The sequence below is a fragment of the Rubellimicrobium thermophilum DSM 16684 genome (assembly GCF_000442315.1).
Classification (GTDB): domain Bacteria; phylum Pseudomonadota; class Alphaproteobacteria; order Rhodobacterales; family Rhodobacteraceae; genus Rubellimicrobium; species Rubellimicrobium thermophilum.
The window spans coordinates 105,491-122,392 of record NZ_KE557321.1 but is presented as its reverse complement, the minus strand read 5'-3'; the positions used below and the strand labels follow the sequence as shown (position 1 = coordinate 122,392).

Annotated in this window: 17 protein-coding genes and 1 pseudogene; 6 read left to right on the top strand and 12 right to left on the bottom strand. The window is 70.4% G+C overall.

Annotated features, from left to right (window positions below):
- Positions 1-84: 84 nt before the first annotated feature.
- Positions 85-309 (bottom strand): hypothetical protein, encoded by a 225-nt coding sequence (locus RUTHE_RS17025; protein ID WP_211217732.1) that lies wholly within the window; start codon positions 307-309, stop codon positions 85-87.
- A 110-nt stretch (positions 310-419) separates the two neighbouring features.
- On the opposite strand from RUTHE_RS17025, the gene RUTHE_RS17020 reads away from it, so the two are divergent.
- Positions 420-782: an ABC transporter permease subunit gene (locus tag RUTHE_RS17020; RefSeq protein ID WP_021097943.1), complete on the top strand. Its 363-nt coding sequence runs from the start codon at positions 420-422 to the stop codon at positions 780-782.
- Positions 779-1,579: an ABC transporter permease gene (locus RUTHE_RS08375; protein WP_021097942.1), complete on the top strand. Its 801-nt coding sequence runs from the start codon at positions 779-781 to the stop codon at positions 1,577-1,579. Before RUTHE_RS17020 ends, RUTHE_RS08375 begins: the two co-directional genes overlap by 4 nt.
- Here the strand turns inward: RUTHE_RS08375 and RUTHE_RS08370 are convergent.
- From RUTHE_RS08370 to RUTHE_RS17010, 5 genes are all read right to left on the bottom strand, one after another.
- Positions 1,576-3,027 carry an amidase gene (locus RUTHE_RS08370; RefSeq protein WP_021097941.1) on the bottom strand — a complete coding sequence of 484 codons (1,452 nt, stop codon included), beginning with the start codon at positions 3,025-3,027 and terminating at the stop codon, positions 1,576-1,578. The two genes, RUTHE_RS08375 and RUTHE_RS08370, sit on opposite strands and share 4 nt — an antisense overlap.
- Before the next feature lie 70 nt (positions 3,028-3,097).
- Positions 3,098-4,036: an FGGY-family carbohydrate kinase gene (locus tag RUTHE_RS08365; RefSeq protein WP_281167466.1), complete on the bottom strand. Its 939-nt coding sequence runs from the start codon at positions 4,034-4,036 to the stop codon at positions 3,098-3,100.
- On the bottom strand, positions 4,033-4,527 hold the full coding sequence (locus RUTHE_RS17530; protein ID WP_021097939.1) for an FGGY family carbohydrate kinase: 495 nt from the start codon (positions 4,525-4,527) through the stop codon (positions 4,033-4,035). Before RUTHE_RS17530 ends, RUTHE_RS08365 begins: the two co-directional genes overlap by 4 nt.
- The gene (locus RUTHE_RS17015) at positions 4,524-4,763 is read right to left on the bottom strand and encodes a hypothetical protein (protein ID WP_040645528.1); all 240 of its coding nucleotides are present in this window, start codon (positions 4,761-4,763) and stop codon (positions 4,524-4,526) included. The genes RUTHE_RS17530 and RUTHE_RS17015 overlap by 4 nt, the downstream gene beginning before the upstream one ends.
- Positions 4,753-7,131 (bottom strand): NAD(P)/FAD-dependent oxidoreductase, encoded by a 2,379-nt coding sequence (locus RUTHE_RS17010; RefSeq protein ID WP_021097938.1) that lies wholly within the window; start codon positions 7,129-7,131, stop codon positions 4,753-4,755. The genes RUTHE_RS17015 and RUTHE_RS17010 overlap by 11 nt, the downstream gene beginning before the upstream one ends.
- Before the next feature lie 150 nt (positions 7,132-7,281).
- On the opposite strand from RUTHE_RS17010, the gene RUTHE_RS08350 reads away from it, so the two are divergent.
- The 4 genes from RUTHE_RS08350 to RUTHE_RS08335 all read left to right on the top strand — a co-directional run bounded on the left by RUTHE_RS08350 (position 7,282) and on the right by RUTHE_RS08335 (position 11,063).
- Positions 7,282-8,034, top strand: a complete 753-nt coding sequence (locus tag RUTHE_RS08350; protein ID WP_021097937.1) for a DeoR/GlpR family DNA-binding transcription regulator — start codon at positions 7,282-7,284, stop codon at positions 8,032-8,034.
- Between the two features lie 22 nt (positions 8,035-8,056).
- Positions 8,057-8,623, top strand: coding sequence for a TRAP transporter small permease subunit (locus tag RUTHE_RS08345; RefSeq protein WP_021097936.1), 567 nt, complete (start codon positions 8,057-8,059; stop codon positions 8,621-8,623).
- Positions 8,620-9,954, top strand: a complete 1,335-nt coding sequence (locus RUTHE_RS08340; RefSeq protein ID WP_021097935.1) for a TRAP transporter large permease — start codon at positions 8,620-8,622, stop codon at positions 9,952-9,954. Before RUTHE_RS08345 ends, RUTHE_RS08340 begins: the two co-directional genes overlap by 4 nt.
- A 71-nt stretch (positions 9,955-10,025) precedes the next feature.
- Positions 10,026-11,063, top strand: a complete 1,038-nt coding sequence (locus RUTHE_RS08335) for a type 2 periplasmic-binding domain-containing protein (RefSeq protein WP_211217739.1) — start codon at positions 10,026-10,028, stop codon at positions 11,061-11,063.
- A gap of 259 nt (positions 11,064-11,322) precedes the next feature.
- Here the strand turns inward: RUTHE_RS08335 and RUTHE_RS08330 are convergent, their stop codons facing one another.
- The 6 genes and pseudogenes from RUTHE_RS08330 to RUTHE_RS08310 form a co-directional block, all read right to left on the bottom strand.
- Complete coding sequence (locus RUTHE_RS08330) at positions 11,323-12,303, bottom strand: ABC transporter permease (RefSeq protein WP_021097933.1); 981 nt, start codon at positions 12,301-12,303, stop codon at positions 11,323-11,325.
- Positions 12,300-13,259 (bottom strand): ABC transporter permease, encoded by a 960-nt coding sequence (locus RUTHE_RS08325; protein ID WP_021097932.1) that lies wholly within the window; start codon positions 13,257-13,259, stop codon positions 12,300-12,302. The genes RUTHE_RS08330 and RUTHE_RS08325 overlap by 4 nt, the downstream gene beginning before the upstream one ends.
- On the bottom strand, positions 13,256-13,972 hold the full coding sequence (locus tag RUTHE_RS17525) for an ATP-binding cassette domain-containing protein (protein WP_245542211.1): 717 nt from the start codon (positions 13,970-13,972) through the stop codon (positions 13,256-13,258). Before RUTHE_RS17525 ends, RUTHE_RS08325 begins: the two co-directional genes overlap by 4 nt.
- Positions 13,973-14,360: 388 nt before the next feature.
- A pseudogene (locus RUTHE_RS17520) lies at positions 14,361-14,672 on the bottom strand (ATP-binding cassette domain-containing protein); the annotation flags it as partial.
- A gap of 195 nt (positions 14,673-14,867) precedes the next feature.
- On the bottom strand, positions 14,868-15,896 hold the full coding sequence (locus RUTHE_RS08315; RefSeq protein WP_021097930.1) for an ABC transporter substrate-binding protein: 1,029 nt from the start codon (positions 15,894-15,896) through the stop codon (positions 14,868-14,870).
- 36 nt (positions 15,897-15,932) lie between these two features.
- Positions 15,933-16,841 carry a sugar phosphate isomerase/epimerase family protein gene (locus RUTHE_RS08310; RefSeq protein WP_021097929.1) on the bottom strand — a complete coding sequence of 303 codons (909 nt, stop codon included), beginning with the start codon at positions 16,839-16,841 and terminating at the stop codon, positions 15,933-15,935.
- Between the last annotated feature and the right edge of the window lie 61 nt (positions 16,842-16,902).

Here is a 16,902-nt window from a genome sequence, read left to right as displayed (position 1 = left end):
GATCCCCTTCGGCATCATGCTGGCCGTTTCGGTGGCCGGACGCGAGCCGGGCGGCTTCTTCACCTGGGGATTCGACCTGACCGGCTATGCGCGGGTCTTCTCGGCCTTCGTGGGGCGCATCCTGGCCACCTCGATCGGCATCGCGCTGGCTGCCGCGCTGATCGCGGTGGCGCTCGCCCTGCCCTTCACGGTGATCCTCGCCGGGATGTCCCACCGCATGCAGACGGTCGTGCTCGTGATCCTGCTTGCGGTGCTGTCGCTGTCGGAGGTCATCATCGGCTTTGCCGTCTCCACGCTGCTGTCGCGCACCGGCGGGGGTGGCAACCTGCTTGCCTGGATCGGCCTGCTGCCCGAGCCGCGCGCCTTCACGCCCGGCCTCTTCGCGCTGCTCACGGGGCTTGTCTATCTGTCCTTCCCCTATGGCGGTCCTTGTCCTCTATCCGCCGGTGGCCCGCCTCGATCCCGAACTGACGCAGGCTGCGCGCACGATGGGCGCCTCGCCGCTGCGGACCTTTGCCACGGTGACGCTGCCCCTTCTGCGCGCGCCGATCCTGGGGGCGGCGATCCTGGTCTTCGTCTTCGTGCTCGGGGCCTATCTGCTGCCCCAGCTCCTGGGCCGGCCCCAGCACTGGACGCTGTCGGTGCATATCACCGATCAGGCAATCTACCAGTCGAACCTGCCCCTTGCGGCGGCCATGGCGGTGCTGCTGCTCGTCGTGGCGCTGACCCTTGTGGGGCTGTCGCTGCTCCTGACCCGAGAGCGGCGGGAGGCCGCGCCATGACCCATCGCCTCGGAGGCCTCTATGTGGGCCTGCTGCTGCTGCTGCTGTCGCTGCCGATCCTCATCGTCGCGGGGGTCTCGCTGAACGGCGGACAGGCGCTGCGCTTTCCGCCCGCCGACCCCTCGCTGCGCTGGTATGGCGAGCTGTTCCGCGCCGCAGACTGGACCGGCCCCCTGCGCAACTCGGTCGTCATCGCGACGCTGGCCTCGCTCCTGGCCGTCGCGGTGGCCCTGCCGATCGCGCTGCATGTCTGGGGCCGGGGCGGATGGCTGGGACGGATGCTCGCGCTGCTTGGCGTCGCCCCCTTCATGCTGCCCCCCGTCATCACGGCCCTGGGCTTCCTCGTGTTCTGGGTCTCGGTGGGGATGTATGGCCGGATGGCCGCGACGATCCTGTCGCACGGGATCTTCCTCGTCACCCTGCCGCTGGTGACGATCTCGCTTGGCCTCGCCGCGATCGACCGCTCGCTGATCGAGGCTGCGCGCACGATGGGCGCCACGCGGGGCCAGGTGCTGCGCACGGTCGTGCTGCCGCTCGTGGCGCCCTATGTGCTGTCGGGCTATGCCTTCGCCTTCGTGCTCTCGCTCAACGAATACATCATCGCCTACATGGTGGCGGGCTTCACGGTCGAGACGCTGCCCATCAAGATCTTCAACAGCCTGCGCTACGGCTACACGCCGATCATGGGGGTCGTGTCGGTGCTCTTCGTCGCCCTTGCGGCCCTGGTGTTCGGTCTGATCGGCGCCTTCGGCAACCTGCCGCGCCTGCTCGGCTCCGAACGCGCGGGGGGCCGCTAGAGCCGCGCCTGCATCGCGGCCAGATGGGGGGCGAAGCCGGCCGCCTCCTCGATCCGCCGGCAGAGCTGGAGCAGCCGGAGATCCCCGCCCGGCCGCCCTGTCACCTGCACCGCCAGCGGCAGCCCCGCCGGCCCCACGCCCACGGGCACCACGCCTGCGGGCAGCCCGGCGAGGTTCCCCGGCGCCGCATGGGGGGCAAAGGCGAAGCCGCGCGCATTCCACTCCGCCAGGCTCTGCCCGCAGGCCGCGAAGGTCAGGGTGCCGAGCGGCGGGGGATCCCCGGCCAGGGCGGGGGTCAGCACCGCATCGAACCCCTCCATGGCGCGGCCGATGGCCCAGGCTGCCCGCGTCATGGCCAGCCGCGCGCGATGCAGGTCGAGCGCCGAGAGCCCCGCCGCATGATCGAGCACGGCGCGCGTGAAGGGCTCGATCTCCCCCTCGCGCGGAGAGCGGCCCAGGGCCTCGGCACGGGCCCTGACAAGGTGCAGCACATCGATCGTCCAGAGTGCATCGAACCATTCCCCCGGCATCGCCTCGGGCGGCCAGGACCAGGGCTCGACCGCATGGCCCATGGCGGCCAGCCACCCCGCCGTCGCTTCGGCCGCCGCGGCCCAGTGCGGCGCGGCCGGACGCCCCAGCGGGTCGGCCAGCGCCAGTCCGATGCGCAGGGGCGGCAGGGGGTCCTCGAGCGCGGCGAGAAAGCCGCCCGCCGGGGGCATCCGCCCGAGCCGCGTGCCCGCTCCCGGCCCGGCCGTCAGGTCGAGCGCGGCGGCACTGTCGCGCACCGTCCGCGTCAGCACATGATCGGCATCGAGCCCGGAGGCGATCTCCTCCCATCCGGGGCCGAGCGGATTGAGCCCGACCGAAGGCTTGAACCCGAAGACGCCGCAGCAGGCGGCGGGAATGCGGATCGAGCCGCCCAGATCCGTCCCATGCGCGATCGGGACCATCCCCGAGGCGACGGCGGCGGCGGCCCCGCCGCTCGATCCGCCGGTGCTGCGCGCCCTGTCCCAGGGGTTGCGGCAGGGGCCGTAGGCCAGAGGCTCGGTCGTGAAGTCGCCGGCGAATTCGGGCGTGTTGGTGGTCCCGAGCGTCACGAGCCCCCCCGCGCGCCAGCGCTGCACCATCAGGCTCTCCCCGCCCGGCGCCGCCGGTGCCGCCCCGGCGAAGAAGCGCGAGGCAAAGCGCGTCGGCAGATCGGACGAGAAGAGGTTCACATCCTTGAGCAGGAAGGGCACGCCGCGCAGCGCACCCCCAGGGGCCGGGAGGCGGGCGGCCTCGGCCCTTGCGGCTGCAAAGCGGTCGGCGATCACGGCATTCAGGGCGGGGTTCAGCGCCGCGATGACGGTGATGGCCGTCTCTGCCACCTCAAGGGGCGAGACCTCGCCCCCGGCGATCAGCGCGGCCAGGCCCAGCCCGTCCATCCGGCGAAACGATGCGGCGTCCATCGGTCCCTCCCCTGCCTCGGCCCGACAGGGCCATGACGGCGGCGGGGGCGCAAGGGGCCTCAGGGGGGCCTCAGGCCATGCCATAGACCTCCACGGCGGCGCGCGCGGCGGCAAAGCGGGCGCGCCAGGGGCGCAGGTCCCGCGGGGGCTGCACAAGGCGCCCTTCGCTGCGCAGCACCACCGCCAGGCCCGCCGCCTCGGCCGCCAGCCGGGCGGTGCCGAGCGCCGTCAGCTCCGGCTCCTCCGAGATGCGCAGCGGCCGGCCCAGCACGGCGGCGAGCAGGCCACAGAACCACGGGTTCGCGCTCAGCCCCCCGTCGATGGAGATCGGATCGCGGATCGGCACCACGCGATCCATCGCCTCGATCACCTCGGCCATGCGGAAGGCGATCCCCTCGAGCATGGCCTGCACGAGATCGCGCGGACCGGTGGCGAGGTCCATGCCCAGCCAGGCGCCGCGCGCGCGCCGGTTCCAGTGGGGGCAGGCCAGCCCGGCCAGGGCCGGCACGAAGGCCAGGCCGCGGGCGATGGCGGGCTCTTCGGGCAGGTCGTTCAGGGCCAGGACATCCCCGAACAGGCCGAGCCCCCGCGCCCACTCCACCGCGGCCCCCGCGGTATAAACACCGCCGTCGAGCGCATATATCGGCGCTTCGCCTGCCCGGGCCCAGGCGAGGGTGGGCAGCGCCCCCTGCGGATCGGCGGGCGGGCGTTCCCCGGCAAGGGCGAAGGCGAAGGCGCCGGTGCCGAAGGTGATCTTCGTGTCGCCGGGCCGGCGGCAGCCATGGCCCCAGGTCGCCGCCTGCTGGTCCACGAGGCTGGCGCGCAAGGGGATCGCGCGCCCCCCGGCCCGCAGGATGCCCAGATCGCCCGTGGACGGAACGATTCGCGGCAGGCAGTCCGGTGGCACCCCGTAGAGCGCGCACAGATCCTCATCCCAGTCGAGCCGCGCCAGATTCATCAGCCCCGTGCGCGAGGCGGTCGTCGGGTCGGTCTCGAAACGGCCCGTCAGACGGTCGCGGAAATAGGCATCCGTAGTGCCAAGCCGCAGCCGCCCCGGCGGGCCAGATCGCGCGCGGCCGGGACATGCCGCAGGATCCAGCCGAGCTTGGAGGCCGAGAAATAGGGATCGACCGGCAGCCCCGCCCGCGCGCGCGTCAGCGCCTCGGCACCATCGGCCCGCAGCCTTGCGCAATCCGCCTCGGTCCGGTCGTCCTGCCAGACGAGGACGGGCGAGACGGGCTCTCCCGTCGCCGCATCCCAGCCGAGGCAGCTTTCGCCCTGATTGTCGAGCCCCGCAGCCTCGACCCCGGCCGGGGCGGCCTCGAAGCAGAGGCAGAGATCGGCGAGAATCTCCAGCGGGTCATGCTCCACCCGGCCGGGTGCGGGGTGATGCTGCGCATGGTGGCGCTGAAGGAGCAGGCGCAACCGCCCGTCCTCGCCCATCAGGAAGGCGCGGGTGCTGGTGGTGCCCTGATCGATGGCCAGGACGGCGCGGCTCATGTCTCCTCCAGCGCAACGGTCGCGTCGATGCCGGCGGGCGGCAGCGGCAGCCGCAGCCGCCGTTCGGGCAGCAGCCGTCCCTCCCGCACCGCGCGTTCGGCCCCTGCGGCGCGCAGCACGATCCGCCCGCGCGCCGGGCGGGCCAGGCCGATCTGCAGGGCACCCAGGGCGGCGTCCGCCTCGCCGGCCAGACGCTGCGGCACGACCCAGGCCAGCGCCTCGCCCTCAAGGCTCACCGGCCGGCCCGGCCCCGCGGGCAGCCGCCCGGCGCGGGCGGCCAGGATCGCACGGGCGACGGCGCGCCCCTCGGACCAGCAGTGCCCCGCCGTCTCGACCGTACGCAGGAGGTTGCCAGCAGCGAAGAAGGCCGGGTCCGAGCAGCGCCCGTATTCGTCCACCTCGGGCCCGCCCGCGCGGGGATCCCAGCGCAGATGGCTGGCGCGGATCAGCGCGGCCTCGGGGCGGAAGCGGCCCGTCAGGATCACCCCGTCCGTCTTGACCCGCCGCTCGCCCCAAGGCCCGTGCAGCAGGACGGCCTCGACATGCTCGCGCCCCTCGATGGCCAGAAGGTCGGTGGACAGAAGCAGCGGCACGCCCATGAGCCGCGGCAACAGCGCGGCGGGGGGGACGGGCGACGGGGCGCGGCCCCTCCTCGATCATCGCCACCGGGCGGATGCCCGCGCCCCGGCAGGTCAGCAGCGCCGAGAAGGCGACAAGTTCCGTCCCCACGACCACCGGCCGACGGAAGGGGCGCAGCCCGTCCAGATGCACGAGACCCTGCAGCGCCCCCGTATTCAGCACCCCGCCCGGCTTGGTGCCGCCGATCAGGCGCGCGGCGCGGCTCGTCTCGCGCGCGCCGGTGGCCAGGAGCACCTGATCCGCGGCGATTTCACCCGGGCCGCCATCGGCGGTGACGGCAAGGCGCGGCCCCGGCAGCAGGGCTGTCACGGTGACGCCGGTCAGGATGCGGGCGCCCGCCTCCTGCGCGGCGCGGGTCAGACGGCGGGCATGGGCGGGCCCGGTCAGCAGGCGCCCCCATTCGCGCAGCCCATAGGGCGAATGGGCGCAGTGGCGGGGGATCCCGCCGGCCTCCGCTTCGCGTTCGAGCACCAGGACATCGACCCCCTGCCCGGCCAGCAGCGCCGCCGCGGCCAGCCCCGCCGGGCCCGCGCCGACCACGACAACCGCGGCATGCGCCGGCAGGTCAGGCATCGACCGGCTCTCCCATCGGCTGATCGAAGCGCCCCGCGTCAGCGCTGCCAGCGCGGCCGAGCAGTAGAATCCCTGACAGCGGCCCATGGTGACGCGGGTGCGCCGCTTGAGCCCGCCGAGGCTCCGCGCCCCCAGAGGCCCCTCCAGCGCTGCCTCCACCTCGCGGCGGGTGACCAGTTCGCAGTGGCAGAGGATACCGCCATGGCCGGGCCTCTGCCAGTCGCGGGGCAGGCCCTCGGTCAGGTTCGGAACCTGCGGCCAGAGGGGATCGGCCGGCGGGGTCCAGCCGGCGCCGATCCGCCCTGCGACCAGATCGGCCACATGCCGGGCGATGCCCAGCGCCGCCGACAGCCCCGTGGAGCGGATGCCCCCCACCGCGACATAGTTCCGCCCCTCGTGCAGGCGGATGTGATAGTCCTTCTGACCGCTTGCGGGGCGCAGCCCGGCATAGATCGCCGTCACCGGCTCGGCGGCGAGGGCCGGCAGGATCGCTTCGCCCCGCCGGCGGAGCGCGGCAAGCGTCTCGGGCACCAGCGCGGCGCTCTCGCGGTCCTCCTGATCCTCGGCCGTGGGGCCGACAAGAAGATTGCCGAAGACGGTGCGGCAGACCACGACCCCCTTTGTCACCTCGGTCGGGACCGGCAGAAGGATATGGGAGACGAGCCGCGCGGCGGTCTTGTCATAGACGACGAATTGCCCCTTGCGCGGGCGGATGCGAAAGCCCGCCTGCCCGAGCAGCCGGGCCTCCAGGATGTCGCCATGCAGGCCCGCCGCATTGACGACAAGGCGCCCCGCGACCGGCCCCCGCGTCGTCCCGATCCGCCAGGCCTCGCCGTCGAAGACGCCCGAGAGGACCTCGCAAGACCGCATCAGCTGCGCCCCGTTGGCCACGGCCTGCATCAGATAGGCCAGCGGCGCCGACCACGGGTCGATCAGCGATTCGCCGGGAATGCGGAAGGCGGCGACCAGTCCCGGCGCCAGCCCCGGCTCGCGCGCCAGCAGCTCGGCCCGCGTCAGGGGTTCGGGCTCCACGCCATTGGCGCGCGCCTGCGCCATCAGCGCCGGCAGCCGCGCCGCCTCTTCTTCGTTCCAGGCGATCACCAGCGCGCCACAGCGGATCAGCGGCAGGCCGAGGCGCTCGCGGATGTCCAGGTATTCCGCATGGCCGGCGGCGATGCAGGCCTGTTCGAGCGAGCCGGGCGGGGCGTCGAAGCCGGTATGCAGGATGGCGCTGTTGCCCTTGGAGGCGCCATCGAGGATGTCCGCGGCCTTCTCGAGCACCAGGACGCGCGCCCCCTCCAGCGCGAGGCGGCGGGCGATGGCGCAGCCGACGACGCCGGCGCCGATGACGATCGCATCATGCAGGCCGTCCTGCGTTGCCCTTTCGGTCACGGCGGACCCTCCTCTTTCCGAATCATGACCGATTCATGACCGATCGGTCAATATAGCCGTGCTGCTGTGACCGATTCGCGCAGATCGATGCAAGAAGGGCGTTGACATCCCCTGTGCTGCTTCTGTTTCCTTCCGGTCAGGGAGGCTGGCGTGAGACCGGATCAGAGACAGGCCCAGATCCGCGAGATCATCGCCCGCGACGGCGAGACACGGGTGGATGCCCTGGCCCTGCGCTTCGGCGTGTCGGCCGAGACGATCCGCCGTGATCTGGCCCGTCTTGCGCGCGAAGGCTCGGTGCAGAAGGTTCACGGGGGGGCCCGCCCCTTCCGCCTCTTCGCCGAAGGCAGCCGGGCCGAGCGCGCCGCCGAAGGGGCCGAGGCCAAGGCCCGCATCGCCCGGCGTCTGGCCGAGATCATCGAGCCTGGCGAGACGCTGTTCATCGATGCGGGGACCACGACGCTGGCCTGCGCCGAGGCGCTGAGCGCCACGGACGGCCTGACGGTGATCACCAATTCGCTCGACATCGCCCAGGCGATCGGCCGCAATGCGACGGCGGCGGTCTTCCTGCTGGGCGGTGCCTTCCGCGCCTCCGACGCCGAGACGGTGGGCCCCCTCGTGATCGAGCAGATCGCCCGCTTTCAGGCGGACCGGGCGATTCTGACGGTGGCGGGGCTCGATGCCGTGGCGGGGGCGACGGATTCGAGCTTTGACGAGGCGCAGATCGCCCGTGCCATGATCGGCCGGGCCGGTAGCATCGTCATCGTTGCCCATGCGGCCAAGCTCGGCCGGCGCGCGGCCTTCCGCGTCTGCAACCTCGGCGAGGTGGGGATGCTGATCTGCGACAGCCCGCCGCCTGCGGAGATGACCGCACCGCTTGGGCAGGCGCGGGTCGAGCTGGCCTGAGAACGACAAGGGGGGTCGAGGAATGCCGAAGCTGGTCCGGACCTATGTCCGCTGGGCGGATGCGGCGGCCGATGCGACAGGCTGGATCGCGATGTGGCTGATCTTCGTCATGATCGGGGTTCTGCTGCTCGATGCGGTGACGCGCAACGTGATCCGCGTGCCGCTGCACTGGTGTGTGGAATTCGCCCAGTTCACCCTGGCCGCCTACTATTTCCTGGGCGGGGCCGTCACCCTGAAGAACGACGATCATGTCCGCATGGATCTGATCTATGCCAATCTGTCGCCGCGCGGAAAGCACCGGCTCGATCTGGTGACCGTGGCCTGTCTCGGCTTCTATCTCGTGGTGATGCTGATCGGCTCCATCTCGAGCCTGCGCTATGCGATCGCCACCGACGAACGGCGCTTCTCGATCTGGAACCCGTCCATGATCCCCATCAAGGCGCTGATGGTGGCCTGCATCGTGCTGATGCTGCTGCAGACGCTGTCGCTGTTCTTCAAGCACTGGGCCGCCCTGCGCGGCGAGCCCCTGGGCCAGCCCCCGGATCCAGCCGAGAACCCCCTTGCCCATCATGAGGATTCCCGCCGATGAGCTACGAGGCGATCGCTCTCCTGATGTTCGCCTCGATGCTGGGGCTGATGCTGACCGGGCAGAGGGTATTCGCGGCGGTGGGCTTCGTGGCGGCGGGGGCGGCGCTCCTGCTCTACGGCACGGGCGGGGTGGAGATGCCCTTCAACGCCACCTTCAAGCTCTTCAACTGGTTCCCGATGCTGACGCTGCCCCTGTTCATCTACATGGGCTACATCCTGTCGGAATCGGGCATCGCCGAGGATCTCTACCGCATGCTCCATGTCTGGCTGGGGCGCATGGCGGGGGGGCTCGCCATCGGGACGATCCTGCTGATGGTGATCATCTCGGCCATGAACGGGCTGTCGGTGGCCGGCATGGCCATCGGCTCGGCCATCGCCCTGCCCGAGATGCTCCGCCGCGGCTACGACAAGGTGCTGATCACCGGCGTGGTGCAGGGGGGATCCGCCCTGGGCATCCTGATCCCCCCGTCCGTGGTGATGGTGCTCTATGGCGTCATCGCGCGCGAACCCGTCTCGCAGCTCTGGCTTGCGGGGGTCGTGCCGGGCCTGCTCATGGCGACGATGTTCGCCCTCTATGTCTGGGCCCGCGTGCGGCTCAACCCGTCGCTGGCCCCCACCCTGTCGGACGCGGATCTGGCGATGCCCCTGCGCGAGAAGCTCGCGCTCCTGCGGGCGGGGATCCTTCCCTTCCTGATCTTCTTCTTCATGACCGGGCTGTTCGTCCTCGGCTACACGAGCCTGGTCGAAAGCTCGGCCGTGGGGGCCACGGCGGCGACGGTGGCGGCGGCGGTCAGGCGTCGGCTGAGCTGGCGCGTCCTGCGCGAGACGGCGCGCAAGACGCTGGCCATCTCCTGCATGTTCCTGTGGCTGATCCTGGCCGCGCTGGCCTTCTCGGCGGTGTTCGACGGCATCGGCGCCGTGCGCGCGGTGGAGAATCTCTTCATCCACAACTGGCATCTGACGCCGTGGCAGACGGTCATGCTGATGATGGCCAGCTTCATCGTCATGGGGATGTTCCTCGACGACACGGCGATGCTGGTGATCGTGGCGCCGCTCTACATCCCGCTTGTGAAGATGCTCGATCTCGGCTTAGAGGGGCAGATGATCTGGTTCGGCGTGCTCTACACGATGACCTGCCAGATCGCCTACATCACGCCGCCCTTCGGCTATAACCTGTTCCTGATGCGCGGTCTGGCCCCGAAGGAGATCACGCTCGTGGACATCTACCGCTCGATCTGGCCCTTCGTGATCATGATGGCGGCGACGATCCTGCTGGTGATGCTCTTTCCCCAGATCGCGCTCTGGCTGCCCGGCATGGTCACGGGACGATGACGGACCGAACCGCAAAAATCACAACAGACAGGGAGACTCCGATGACCGACCAGACCCCTTCGCAGCGCATCCTGGCAAGCCGCCGCAAGTTCCTCGCCGCCGCAGGGCTTGCGGCCCCCGCGGCCCTCGCCGCCCCGGCCATCGTGCGCGCCCAGGCGCCGATCCGCTGGCGGCTTCAGACCTATTCGGGCGCGCCTCTCGGCGCCCATGTCATCAAGCCGCAGATCGATGCCTTCAACGCCGCCGCCAATGGCGAGATGGAGATCGAACTCTATTATGCCGATCAGCTCGTACCCACGGGCGAGCTGTTCCGCGCCCTGCAGAACGGCACGCTCGATGCCGTGCAGTCGGACGAGGCGACGATGGCCTCGCCCGTCGATATCGCCGTGTTCGGAGGCTATTTCCCCTTCGCGACGCGCTATCCGCTCGATGTGCCGGCGCTGTTCCGCTACTACGGCCTGCAGGAGATCTGGGAAGAGGCCTATTCCGAGGTCGAGAATGTCACCTGGCTGTCCACCGGCGCCTGGGACCCGCTCCATATCTTCACCGTGAACAAGCCCATCCGCTCGCTGGCGGACATGAACGGTCTGCGCGTCTTCGGCGTGCCCACGGCGGGGCGCTTCCTGTCGCGCTACGGCCTCATCCCCGTGACCGTTCCCTGGGACGATGTCGAGGTGGCGATGCGCACGGGCGAACTCGACGGGGTGGCCTGGTGCGGCTTCACCGAAGCCTATGAGGTAGGCTGGGCGGATGTGTGCAACTACGCGCTCACCAACTCCGTGACGGGGGCCTGGTTCGGGTCCTATTTCGTCAACACCGAAAGCTGGAACCGCGTGCCGCCGCATCTGCAGCAGCTCTACCGGACGACGATCGACCAGTCGCATTACTACCGCGCCGTCTGGTACTGGGGCGGAGAGGCCAAGCTGCGCGTGGAGGGCGAGAAGATGGAGCTGACCGCCATCCCGCCCGAGGAGTGGAACCAGGTCGTCCACGACGCCGAAAGCTTCTGGGACGAGGTCTCGGCCTCCTCGCCGCGTGCGGCCAAGGTCGTCGAGGCCTTCAAGCAGTATGCCGCGACCATGGAGGCAGCCGGTTATCCCTACCGCTGATCCGCCGTTCGCGCATCATCGGCGCCGGGCCTGTCCGGCGCCGGGCCGCTGATTGCCTTCGGCCCGCCCCCCCGGCACGGGGGGGGGCGCATGAGCCGATCCGGTTTTCTCTTTTGGCATTAACCGGATCTTAACCCTTTCATGCGATTCTCTCCGCATCACGAATCGAAGGAGAGAATCGCCATGTTCCCCCGTTCGTCTTGCTGTCCCGCGGGGCCGCCGCTTCGGCGGGCCCATGGATCGGGCCCTGTGGCTGGCTTCAGTCGCGCCCGGTCAGGCGGACATGGATGGCGGTGACCAGGATGATGATGAGGCCGAAGAGGATACCGCGCACCCCTTCGGGCATTCTCAGGAGCTGCAGCAGCGTCTCGAGGACGCGCAGGATCAGCGCCCCGACGATGGTTCCGGCAAAGCTGCCCCGCCCGCCGAAGATCGAGGTGCCCCCGATCACCGCCGCGGCAACCGAGGGGAGCAGCAGCGGCATCGCGAGCGAGAGCGAAGGGGCCTTGATGAAGCCCACATACAGCAGCCCTGCCAGTCCCGCGACAAGGCCCGACAGGGCATAGAGCGCGAGATGGACCTGCCAGACCCGCACGCCTGATAGCCGCGCGGCCTGTTCGTTGGCGCCGATGGCATAGAGGAGCCGGCCGAAGCCTGACCGTCTCTCGGCCCAGAGCAGCAGCGCCGCAAAGGGGATGAAGACGAGGAGCGCATGCGGCAGGCCGGCTGTCCGGCCCGTGCCCAGCCATTCGAGGAGCGGCGGGATGACCGAACCCGTGGCGATGACGCCACGCTGATAGACCTGCAGGCATCCGATGCCGATGAGGCCCGTGGCCAGCGTCATGATGAGGGGGTGGACGCGGAACAGTCCCACGCCGATGCCGTTCAGCAGGCCGAGGAGCACCGCCGGCAGCAGGGCGATGGCGATGGCGGCATGGGGTCCGAGCAGCGGGGTCTGGGTGGCGACGACGAAGGCGCTGATCGTGGCGACCGCCCCGGCCGAGAGGTCGATGCTCCCTGTCAGCATCGTCATGGTCTGGCAGGCGGCGAGCATCGCCAGGGGGATGGCGATGCGCACCGTGTTGCCGATCCAGCGTTCGTTGACGATGCCGGGGCGCATGAGCTCGAGGAGGCCGACCAGCGCGAGCAGCAGGATGATCAGCGTCACCACGGGCCAGTCGCGGAGGAATCGTCCCGTGCGGAGCGTGATCGAGGGTCTGTCCTGCGTTGTGGGGGTCATGCCTGTCGCCTCCGCATCAGCAGCAGGCCGCCCAGCATCACCACCACAGCCATGATTGTGCCCTCCAGGATGGCTGTCACATTCGGGTCGATGGCCAGAAGCGTGAGGTCGAGCCGGATGACCCGCAGGATGAAGACCGCGAGGATCGGTCCCAGGAGTCCCCCGCGTCCGCCTGTCAGGGCGACGCCGCCCAGGACCACCGCCGCCACCGAGGCCAGCAGATAGGGGCCGGGGATGGGCTCTCCGATGCCGACACTGGCCGTCAGGGACAATCCGCCCAGCGCGGCGAACAGCCCTGCAAGGGCATAGGCTGCGATGCGCGTCCGTCCGATGGCGACGCCGGACCGGAAGGCCGCCGTGGCATCGCTGCCGATGGCATAGAGGGACAGGCCGAGGCGCGAGCGCCGCAGGGGAATCCAGATGGCCGCGAGGCAGACGACCAGAAGGACGAGGGCCTTGGGGATCATGGGGGTCAGGGCCGGAAGGGCCGGCCCGGTGACGAGGGCGCGCAGCCAGGGCGCCGCGGCCCCACCGGGGGCATTGAGGATCAGGAGGGCGGTGCCCTCCCAGACGAACAGCATGCCCAGCGTCACGACGATGTCGGGCAGCCGGGTGAGCACGATCAGCAGCCCGTTGATCGTCCCCATCGCCACCCCGATCAGGAGCACGAGGACAAGCACCAGCCCGGCCTCGCCGGCCGAGGCGCCCTGCATCAGGCGGGCGGCCGTGACGCCTGCGACAGCCATCATGGAGGCGATCGAGAGATCGATGCCCCCCGCGATGACGACAACCGCCATCCCCGCGGCGGCAAAGGCGAAGGGCAGGGCAGCGCGCGCCAGGGCCTCGATCCCCGAGGCGCCAAAATTCGGCTGGATCAGCCTGGTGGCCAGCAGCAGCAGCGCAAGCAGCGCCGCCAGCGCCATGTCCCAGCCGTGCCGCTCGAGCAGGCGCTTCATGCCCGCGCCTCCATCCGGTTCGCTGTGGCATCGGCCGTCTCTCGCTCACGCGCCGTCAGCCCATAGGCCGCGCGCAGAAGGGTTGCCTGGTCGGCACGGGCGGCCTCGATCTCGTCCACGACGCGTCCGCCGAAGACGACGACCGCGCGATCGCAGGCCAGACGGATCTCGTCGAGTTCGGAGGTGTAGAACAGCACCGCGGCGCCCTGCCCTGCCAGGTCCCGCACCAGCGCATAGATCTGCCGCTTGGTGCGCACATCGATGCCGCGCGTGGGGTCGAAGAGCAGGAGAGTCCGCACCCCGGCGGCCAGCCAGCGGGCAATGGTCACCTTCTGCTGGTTGCCCCCCGAGAGGCGCCGCACCTCGCCCTGGGCGCGGGTGTCGATCTGGAGCCGCTCGATGGCCGTGCCGACGCGCCGCGCCTCTTCGCGCATCGGCAGGATGCCCCAGCGGCGCGGTCGGGCCGACAGCGGCAGGGCGATATTCTCGCGCACCGAGCGCGACATCAGAAGCGCCTGGGCCCGATCCCCCGGCACGAGGGTCAGGCCGGCGGCGATGGCATCGGCGGGATGGCGGAAGGCGGCGGGCCGGCCCTCGACCTCGATCCCCCCCGCCCGGGGGCGCCGGAACCCGCCCAGCACGTCGAACAGCTCGTCCTGTCCCTGCCCTTCGAGCGCAACAAGACCCAAAACCTCGCCGGCATGGAGGTCCAAGGAGACATCCGTCAGCTTGGTCCCGGCCGCGAGGTTCCGCACACGCAGCCGCGGCGTCTTCGCGACAGGGCGGGCAGCGGCCGCCGGTGCCGCGACGGGGACAGGGGCGGAGAACCCCTCGCCCAGCATCAGCGAGACCGATCCGGTCCTCGACGCCGGGCTCGATGGGCAGGTCGCCCACGGTCGTGCCGTCGCGCAGGACGGTGGCCCGGTCGCACAGTGCCGCGATCTCGGCAAAGCGATGCGAGATGTAGATCACCGATCGCCCTGCCTGCGCCTGCGCACGCACGACGGCCAGGACCCGCTCCACGAGATCGGTGGGCAGTGCGGCCGTCATCTCGTCGAGGAGCAGCAGGTCCGGTTCGGCCGCGAGGGCGCGGGCCAGGTCGAGGATGCGCAAGCTGGCAAGCGGCATGCCCCGCACCGGCGCATCGAGCCGCAGATCCGCCAGCCCCAGCTCACGCACCCAATGCAGGAAAGGCTCGCGCGGGGTGCCCCCAAGGCGCAGGTTGTCGGCGATGTCGAGATCGGGGATCAGCGCGGGTTCCTGATAGACCGGCACGAGGCCGGCTCGCCGTGCCGCGGCCGGCGAGGCGAATGCGAGCCTCTGCCCCCGGATGCGGATGGATCCCCCATCGGGCCGCAGCGCGCCGGTCAGGATCTTGACCAGCGTGGACTTGCCCGCCCCGTTGGCCCCCATCAGGGCGACGATTTCGCCCCGCCCCACGCGCAGCGAGGCATCGCGCAGCGCCTGCACGGCGCCGAACCGTCTGGACACGCCCTGTGCGTCGAGAATCGGCGTGTCCGCTCCGCTCTCCGTCATGACCGGCCCTGCATTCCCCTGTGGGGGTTCTCCGGCAGCAGCCGCAGAACCCCTTCGCTCAGTCCGGGCGCCTCACTCGCCCGGCCCGCGGCAGGCGATGATCTCGTCCATGTCGTAGGTCGTCCAGCCGGGAATCGACACGCTGACAGGCCATTCGGGATCCAGATCGGGGTTCTGCGCCGCGGCGATCCGGGCGCGCCCCTCCTCGGTGACATTGTCCCAGACCTCGGGTTCGACAAGGACGATGCGTTCGGCCGGGGCCTGACCCTGAAGGATCTGCAGGGCGAGCGTCACGCCCGCGCCCCCGATGGAGCCGGGATTGGTCACGGCCGCACCCGTCAGCCCCTCGACCGAGGCGAGCTGGCCCACGAAGCCGGCATTGTCCGCCCCCACCACGGGCACAAGTTCGGATCCGGACTCGATCAGGGCATCAACGATGACATTGTCGATCCCGCTGGTCCAGATGCCGTCGAAGGGGATGCCAGAGGCGATGAAGTCCAGGATCTGCTGCTTGCCCTGGTCCTGCTGCCAGCCGGTAAAGACCTCGTGGACCACGTTGATGCCGGGATATTCCTCGAGCGCGCGCTGGAAACCGCGGTGGCGGTCATCATCGGCCGAGGCCCCGGCGGCCCCCCGCATGTAGACCACATCGCCCTCGCCGCCGAGCTGTTCGAACAGCCATTTGGCGCCGAGATAGGCATATTCCTCCTGGTTGTTGGAGATGACATAGGCCGAGGGCTCGGTCACCGCCTGGTCCACGGCGACGACGACGATGCCGGCCTCGGTCGCCTCCCGGATGGCATCGTTGATGCCGTCGGGGCTGGCGGGGTTGACCACGATGGCGTCCACCCCGGCCTGGATGAGGTTGCGGATGTCCTCGGACTGGCCCGCCGCATCGGTGTTGCGATGGGCGATATTGAGACTTTCGACCATGCCGCTGTCGAGCGCCTGCGCCTTCATCGCGCAGATCATCTCCTCGCGCCAGCCATTGCCCTGCACGGTGTTGGAGATGCCGATCGTATACATCTCCTGGGCGGCCGCCATCCCGCCCAGCCCGGACAACAGCGCGGCCAGCGCCACACCCCGATGGAATTCCGTCATGCCGTTCCTCCCTGGATTGGCCGGTTCCCGGCCCTGTCACCTTACGTAAGGGCGAAGCATATCCCGCGCCAGCAGGAATCCGCGCTGCAGCTTGTCCCGGGTCCCCTCGAAGACCCGGTCCTCGTGCTCGATCACCACCGGCCCATCATAGCCCGTCTGCCACAGCGCCGAGAACAGCGCCGCCCAGTCCACATCCCCCAGCCCCGGCATCCGCGGCACCTGCCAGCCCATGCCGAGGCTCATCACCCCGTTTTCGTAGAGGCCATCGCGGTCGATCATCACGTCCTTGGCATGGACATGGACCATGCGCGGGCCGAACTCGCGCACGAAACGGGGAATGTCGATCATCTGCCAGACGAGATGCGAGGGGTCGAAGTTCATCCCCACACCGTCCCATTCGAGAATGCGCCGCCAGATGCGGGGGGAATAGGCGATGTTGTGTCCGCCCGGCCATTCATCGCGCGAGAAGATCATCGGACAGTTCTCGAAGGCGAGCGTCACCCCGTGGTCTCGCGCCTCGGCGATGAGCGGGGGAAAGAGAGCCTCGGCTCGTCTCCAGTTGTCTTCCCAGTGAAGGTTGCGGTCTCCGCCGAGGAAGGTGTTGACCACCCCCACCCCCATCCGCGCGGCCGCCGCGATGAGGGCGCGCAGATGGGTGAAGGCCTGTTCGCGCCGGTCCGCATCGGGATGCAGCGGGTTCGGGTAATAGCCCAGCGCCGACACGGCGAGGCCGCGCTCGCGCAGAGCGGCCATGATCTCGTCCGCCTGCGTCTGCGGCAGGTCCGTCACGTCCAGATGGCTTGTCCCCGCATAGCGGCGGGCCTCTCCGCCGGTCCGTGGCCAGCAGGCGATCTCGAGGCACTCGAACCCCGCCCCGGCCGCCCAGTCCGCCACCTCCATCAGCGCCAGATCGGCAAAGGGCACCGTCAGGATCCCGAGTTTCATGCCATCGCCTCCCCCCTGCGGGTCTGCCGCCCGCCCCCTTCGTCGCACAGGCTCTGCCGGA

What these genes read in the sequence shown, in the direction of transcription:
- RUTHE_RS08330 (WP_021097933.1), bottom strand. Translation starts at nt 12,303, where the DNA reads ATGACCCCCACAACGCAGGACAGACCCTCGATCACGCTCCGCACGGGA.
- RUTHE_RS08315 (WP_021097930.1), bottom strand. Translation starts at nt 15,896, where the DNA reads ATGACGGAATTCCATCGGGGTGTGGCGCTGGCCGCGCTGTTGTCCGGG.
- RUTHE_RS08345 (WP_021097936.1), top strand. Translation starts at nt 8,057, where the DNA reads ATGCCGAAGCTGGTCCGGACCTATGTCCGCTGGGCGGATGCGGCGGCC.
- RUTHE_RS08370 (WP_021097941.1), bottom strand. Translation starts at nt 3,027, where the DNA reads ATGGACGCCGCATCGTTTCGCCGGATGGACGGGCTGGGCCTGGCCGCG.
- RUTHE_RS08375 (WP_021097942.1), top strand. Translation starts at nt 779, where the DNA reads ATGACCCATCGCCTCGGAGGCCTCTATGTGGGCCTGCTGCTGCTGCTG.
- RUTHE_RS08340 (WP_021097935.1), top strand. Translation starts at nt 8,620, where the DNA reads ATGAGCTACGAGGCGATCGCTCTCCTGATGTTCGCCTCGATGCTGGGG.
- RUTHE_RS17020 (WP_021097943.1), top strand. Translation starts at nt 420, where the DNA reads ATGGCGGTCCTTGTCCTCTATCCGCCGGTGGCCCGCCTCGATCCCGAA.
- RUTHE_RS08310 (WP_021097929.1), bottom strand. Translation starts at nt 16,841, where the DNA reads ATGAAACTCGGGATCCTGACGGTGCCCTTTGCCGATCTGGCGCTGATG.
- RUTHE_RS08325 (WP_021097932.1), bottom strand. Translation starts at nt 13,259, where the DNA reads ATGAAGCGCCTGCTCGAGCGGCACGGCTGGGACATGGCGCTGGCGGCG.
- RUTHE_RS17530 (WP_021097939.1), bottom strand. Translation starts at nt 4,527, where the DNA reads ATGAGCCGCGCCGTCCTGGCCATCGATCAGGGCACCACCAGCACCCGC.